Here is a 5,421-nt window from a genome sequence, read left to right as displayed (position 1 = left end):
CTAAATTTTATAGCCCTGGTTATTGATGGCTACTATATGCAGGTAGCATTACATTCAAACTTTATGAATGAGAAATTTCAAGAATATCTCGATAGTTGGAACGAGATCGAAAAAAACCTTGATGAAACTACAGCACAGTGCCTTTCACACGCTCATTCTATACAGTAGAAATTAAAGAGGAATGAAGTATGCAAGTACCCTATTTAACATAATAGCTGTTATACAAAATGAAAAAGCCTAGACACTGGTTTAGGCTTTAAACTTTAAAAAATAAATAAAAATCAGCATCATATACTCTGTTTCAAAACTTCGTATAACGTGTATTATGTTAATTTTAGAAATAATTAAAAGTTTAGGAATACTAGTAGAATGCAGCTTATAGAAATAGAACCTTATTTTTGGGAACTATATGAGGATAGCGAAAATATATATCTCAATGTTCTTATAAATATGAGTGCAATTTCTTGGGAGAAAACTATCTGCCTAGATGAACAAACGATTCAGCAGTATCAGACTCAAGGAAAAGGTTTTATTGATGGCTTAGCTAAAAGGATTGAAAGTAGCCAATTTAGAAAAGATTATGAAAGATTTTACTCATATACAGATGTCTCCAAAGAACAGAAAAAGGAAATGCTTCAAGCATTTAATGAATATAAGGCTAAGCAAAATTAAATCCATTTAACATAATGGCTGTTATAAGAAATGAAAAAGCCTAGACTCGGATCTAGGATTTAAATTTTAAAAAATACATAAAAATTAAGGCTATAGTCTCAATTTTTTAACTTCGTATAACGTGCATTATGTTAATTTTAAATAAACTTAATTATCATACTCATGGCGCAAATAAATCCATCCCCAATTTCCACGTTGATCTAAAATGCTTTTAGAAGATGGAATTACCTTTAAAGTAAGAAAAAAACCTGCCACTTCATTATCAATATCTGCAAGAACTTCTGTGTTAGCTATTTCCATTTCTTCCTGTTCTTCCTCTGATAATGTGCTATCAAAGATTATTATTGTCTCAATAGTTTTACATTCATGGTCATAATTAAAGCTTATGCCACGCATTTTTTTGCTAGCCCGACCAACTAAACTATAGAAAGTTGAAAATTTTACTTGTTGAAATAGGGGAAGATTTTTTTGTCTGTTCGTGTGAGTTTCATTTGTTAACATTTATTAATTTCCTTAGAAATATAGCTATTATTTAACATAAAATCTCTTATGCGAAGTCTCTTTGACACTTGTCAAAGATCAATGATTTTTAGATATTTTTTTCACTTTAAGGTAAGCACAGATACAAATTAAAATTCCTGAGAGTACCCAAACATAAGCACCGAATAGAACTGGTTGGCTGTTCTTGCCATCTATAACCCAAATAGTGACAAGACCATAGCACATCATTGCTAAAGTTATACAGCTCCAACGAAATGCCTTGGGATCATTTCCATCTAATAAAAAATATGTAAAAACGAGTGATAAATTTGCCCAAATTGGAAAAACTAAAATAATGGGAAATATTAAAAATTGTAAGAAAAATGAATATACAAAAAGTTCGTATCCTTTCATGCCATCGAATACAGGAAGTAACCAAGAGACAATCAGAATTAAAACAGCCATTAATGAAAAAAAATCGAGGACCTTTTCTTTTGATAAAAATTTCATTCTGAATAATTTATATGTAATTCATCGTAGTTTACTTTAAACCTATCACTGAACATAGAATGTAAAAAAGCCCGACATCCTGTCGGGCTTTTTCGTATTGGTTCGCTTGGCATAACTCCTGTCGTGCCGCCGATCCTTGAGCGATTATTTATTTTTATTCTGCGGAACATCCTGTTCTCTTATGACTTCATGATATTGAATACAAGGGATTGTGAACATCCGCAAAATCCCTAAATTCATGTGCGCTCAGGCGTACAAAATTGGTGAATTTTTATCCCAAGAGTTGTCCGCAGAAATTGGGGATAATTTAAGCCAGCGCTGTCTTGATAACACAGAGAAAAATGACAAATTGATTAAATATTGATCAATTTTATTGGCAAGAAGTATCAGAATTGCTCAAAAAGAAACCGACTTGTTTCCAAGTCGGTTTTTTGTGGTTTTTTAGGGGGATGAAAATATTTTAACTATATGAAAAACGAGGATATTTTAAAAAGCATTTCGTATAACCTCTATTATGTTAAATGGAAAGATTACTCTGTTTATTTTTCAAAGTTTAGTAATATAAATTTTCTATCAACCTTACCAACCAAGTTTATAGTTTAGGCTTTCTTAATTTAGCTCTAATGATGGCTGTAACAACTTTGTCACCTGCTCACGGTTTTGGTTTCCCCATTCACAGAGTGGAATCAGTGCTTGTACAAGTGTTTCGCCAAAAGGTGTAAGAGAGTAATCAACCATTGGCGGTACACACTTATAATCATGTCTATTAAGAACATTGATTGCGACTAAATCGCGTAACTGTTGAATCAGCACTTTTTCACTGATGCTTCCCATACTTCTTTTTATTTCAGAAAATCGTAATGGTCCATTCTGAAGATGATAGAGGATTAAAGGCTTCCATTTCCCCCCCATAATTTTTAAAGAAATATCTAAACCACATGATGTATTCATAATAATTTTCCACTTACCTTTTGGTAGGTTCTACTCTTTAAGTAACCTATTGTCTATACTTCTTTTTGTCCAATAGATCTATGTGATATGGCATTGGTTAGCGGAATCCAGACTTAAAGGAATATATGATGCACAATGATCTTGAGATAATTAGAGAATTATACAATGCAGCTGAAGGTAAAACCCTTGACCTGAATAGGTTTACTTCATTCTTTTCGGATGAGGGATACGTTCTGAATGTTCCAGCTGAAATGGAATTTCGTGGGGAAAATATTGCCATGGTAGCAAGTGGTATGGCTGCAGCATTTCCTGATGTTCATCGTGAAATTTTTAGCACTTACGCTATGAATGGTACTGTTGTCGTTGAACTTGCAATTCGCGGTACTCATACTGGGGAACTCATTACGCCTGAAGGAACACTTGCGCCAACAGGGAAAACTATAGATGTTCCTTGCTGTGATGTATTTCATATTGAGAATGGAAAAATAATTTCTTTCCATTGCTACAATGCTGCATCGATCATGCAGCAGCAGTTGAATTAACTTAAATAGATGATATAAATATTTGAGTGTTGAATATGTAATCAACTATGTAAAGTCTGGCCTTCAAGCTCAAAAATGAGACTGTTATAGTGTTTTAAATAGATTCGCTATTCAGAAGATCTTGATTCAGTCGGATTGTCTTATCTCGGCAAGTTATTATTTTCTAAAATGAAATCATAGAAATAAAGAAGCCCAGATATGAGATCTGGGCTTCTTTATTTCATTAAGTCAGACAAGCCTTTATTTCAAATGTTTTTGAAGTTCAGATCCTGCTTGAGATAGAGCAGTTTTTACCGTTGGCTCATTGCTGAGTGGATTGAGTAGACCATAATCATGGATCATACCGTTATAACGGGTAACGGTTACAGGTACACCAGCTTTATCCAAATGACGTCCAAATGCTTCACCTTCATCACGTAATACATCTAACTCAGCAGTTTGAATCAGTGTCGGTGGGAAGTCTTTCAGCTGCTCATTGCTGGCGCGAAGTGGAGATGCCAGAATATTGTTACGGTCAGATGCTTTAGTGGTGTAATTATTCCAGAACCATTTCATCATATTTTTGGTTAAGAAGTGATTATTGGCGTAAGTGTTATATGACTCATTATCAAAGTTTGCATCAGTCACTGGCCAAAGCATTACGTTGTAACGGATTTTTGGACCGCCGAACTGCTTCGCTTGCAGCGCTACAGAAGCAACCATGTTACCGCCTACACTGTTACCTACTAATCCTAAACGTGTACCATCCACCCCGATTTCTTTACCGTGCTCAGCCACCCATTTAGTTGCTTCATAAGCCTGGTCAATCGCGACTGGGAAGTGAGATTCAGGGGAAGGCGTGTAATCCACATAAACCGCTGCAGCGCCTGATTCACGCACCAAATCTCGGATCAAGCGTTCATGAGTAGGGAAGTCACCCAGTACCCAGCCACCACCATGGAAGAACATGAAGACAGGCAGCGTTCCTTTAGTGTTTTCAGGTTTCACGATTTTCAGCTTAATGCTTTGACCTTTGATCTGAATCGTTTTATCAGAGACTTGAGCAGGAGGAAGAACAACGCCTTGCTGAGCTCCAATAAGGACCTGACGAGCTTCTGCTGGAGACATTTGTTCCATAGGCTTGCCATTACCTGAATTTAAGACATCAAGGAACGCTTTAACACCTGCAGTTGGTGCTGGAGCATTAACAGGTTGTGCTGATGCTGCCGCAGATGCGAATACGGTAGAAGTTAATAAAGCAGATACGATTTTCATGGCGCTAACTCACTATAACGTTCGAGAATTTTTTTAAGCAATATGTTGGTTTCTATCCAGAAGCTGATTTATTTAGATCATCTTCCAATAACCTTGTGTGCATAATACTTGCACGCAAGTTACTTTTGGTCAAGAATTATTTATAATATTTTTTAGATATTATTTGGAATAGGTTGTTAAATTTATGAATAACAGCATCTTAGGTGGACAGCTTTGTTTCTCTTTATACTCTGTATCGAATGCATTAACCCGACAGTACCGCCCATTTCTGAAAGAATTTGATCTGACTTACCCTCAATTTGTCGTTCTTCTTGCCTTGTATGACCAAGATAATATTTCTTTAAAAGAGCTCGGTGAAAAGACGTTATTCGACTCAGGAACGTTAACGCCACTGGTACAGAAACTTGAAGCTAAAGAGTTCTTAAACCGAGTATCTGTTGCTGAAGATGAGCGGGTAAAAAAGGTCATCCTGACGGATAAGGCTAGAGGTTTGAAAGAGCAAATTCTGGAGATACCGAATCAGATGCGCTGTTCAATGCGGATGAGTGATGAGGAACTAGAGAATTTAAAACAGCTATCCAAGAACTTATTGCAAGATTTATAAGAATTAATTTTTTAGGAGAACGAATGTAGTTTACATTGGAATCTGAGCAATTGATTTTATTCTTAATAAGGATATCTTCAGCAGTATAAAAAAAGATAAAAGTGAAAAATGTTTCTTGTTGCTTTTAAAGCATACACACAGGCACAGTATTAAGTATTTTAAAAATTAACATAATACACGTTATACGGAGCTGAAAAATTGAATCTATCACATTAACTTTTTATTTATTTTTAAAATTTAAAACCTAGGCATTGGCCTAGGTTTTTTAATTTCGTATAACAGCCATTATGTTAAATGAAAGGCTTTATAAACTACTAATTTTAAAGTCTTCTAATGTTTTGCCTTTTTCATTTAATAAATTATGAACAAACTCAGGATCCAACTTGAGCATAAGATCAATAGCATCAT

At 35.0% G+C, this 5,421-nt stretch carries 7 protein-coding genes; 3 read left to right on the top strand and 4 right to left on the bottom strand.

Translation table 11 applies throughout. The features are described from left to right. Positions 1–369: 369 nt before the first annotated feature. Complete coding sequence (locus tag FTV50_RS16390) at positions 370–672, top strand: hypothetical protein (protein WP_168402632.1); 303 nt, start codon at positions 370–372, stop codon at positions 670–672. A 147-nt stretch (positions 673–819) separates the two neighbouring features. On the opposite strand, the gene FTV50_RS16385 is transcribed toward FTV50_RS16390, so the two are convergent. The 3 genes from FTV50_RS16385 to FTV50_RS16375 all read right to left on the bottom strand — a co-directional run bounded on the left by FTV50_RS16385 (position 820) and on the right by FTV50_RS16375 (position 2,613). After that, positions 820–1,173 (bottom strand): hypothetical protein, encoded by a 354-nt coding sequence (locus FTV50_RS16385; protein WP_180025088.1) that lies wholly within the window; start codon positions 1,171–1,173, stop codon positions 820–822. Positions 1,174–1,251: 78 nt separating this feature from the next. Beyond that, entirely contained in the window at positions 1,252–1,662 is a 411-nt protein-coding gene (locus FTV50_RS16380) for a hypothetical protein (protein WP_180025087.1), read from the bottom strand. A gap of 609 nt (positions 1,663–2,271) precedes the next feature. Next, entirely contained in the window at positions 2,272–2,613 is a 342-nt protein-coding gene (locus tag FTV50_RS16375) for a helix-turn-helix domain-containing protein (RefSeq protein ID WP_180025086.1), read from the bottom strand. 128 nt (positions 2,614–2,741) lie between these two features. On the opposite strand from FTV50_RS16375, the gene FTV50_RS16370 reads away from it, so the two are divergent. Beyond that, the gene (locus FTV50_RS16370) at positions 2,742–3,155 is read left to right on the top strand and encodes an ester cyclase (protein ID WP_180025085.1); all 414 of its coding nucleotides are present in this window, start codon (positions 2,742–2,744) and stop codon (positions 3,153–3,155) included. A 240-nt stretch (positions 3,156–3,395) separates the two neighbouring features. On the opposite strand, the gene FTV50_RS16365 is transcribed toward FTV50_RS16370, so the two are convergent. Continuing rightward, positions 3,396–4,409, bottom strand: a complete 1,014-nt coding sequence (locus FTV50_RS16365; RefSeq protein ID WP_180025084.1) for an alpha/beta hydrolase — start codon at positions 4,407–4,409, stop codon at positions 3,396–3,398. A 184-nt stretch (positions 4,410–4,593) separates the two neighbouring features. Here FTV50_RS16365 and FTV50_RS16360 point away from each other — a divergent pair, with 184 nt between their 5' ends. Further along, on the top strand, positions 4,594–5,013 hold the full coding sequence (locus FTV50_RS16360; RefSeq protein WP_180025083.1) for a MarR family winged helix-turn-helix transcriptional regulator: 420 nt from the start codon (positions 4,594–4,596) through the stop codon (positions 5,011–5,013). Positions 5,014–5,421: the final 408 nt, after the last annotated feature.

Origin of the sequence: Acinetobacter sp. YH1901134 (assembly GCF_013416965.1) — a bacterium.
Taxonomy (GTDB): domain Bacteria; phylum Pseudomonadota; class Gammaproteobacteria; order Pseudomonadales; family Moraxellaceae; genus Acinetobacter; species Acinetobacter amyesii.
Note: the sequence above shows the minus strand (reverse complement) of the source record. Positions and strands in the feature narration are given on the sequence as shown.

Bases quoted from the DNA above. Each gene is read 5' to 3' on its own strand.
- FTV50_RS16390 (WP_168402632.1), top strand. From the start codon at position 370: ATGCAGCTTATAGAAATAGAACCTTATTTTTGGGAACTATATGAGGAT.
- FTV50_RS16385 (WP_180025088.1), bottom strand. From the start codon at position 1,173: ATGTTAACAAATGAAACTCACACGAACAGACAAAAAAATCTTCCCCTA.
- FTV50_RS16380 (WP_180025087.1), bottom strand. From the start codon at position 1,662: ATGAAATTTTTATCAAAAGAAAAGGTCCTCGATTTTTTTTCATTAATG.
- FTV50_RS16375 (WP_180025086.1), bottom strand. From the start codon at position 2,613: ATGAATACATCATGTGGTTTAGATATTTCTTTAAAAATTATGGGGGGG.
- FTV50_RS16370 (WP_180025085.1), top strand. From the start codon at position 2,742: ATGCACAATGATCTTGAGATAATTAGAGAATTATACAATGCAGCTGAA.
- FTV50_RS16365 (WP_180025084.1), bottom strand. From the start codon at position 4,409: ATGAAAATCGTATCTGCTTTATTAACTTCTACCGTATTCGCATCTGCG.
- FTV50_RS16360 (WP_180025083.1), top strand. From the start codon at position 4,594: ATGAATAACAGCATCTTAGGTGGACAGCTTTGTTTCTCTTTATACTCT.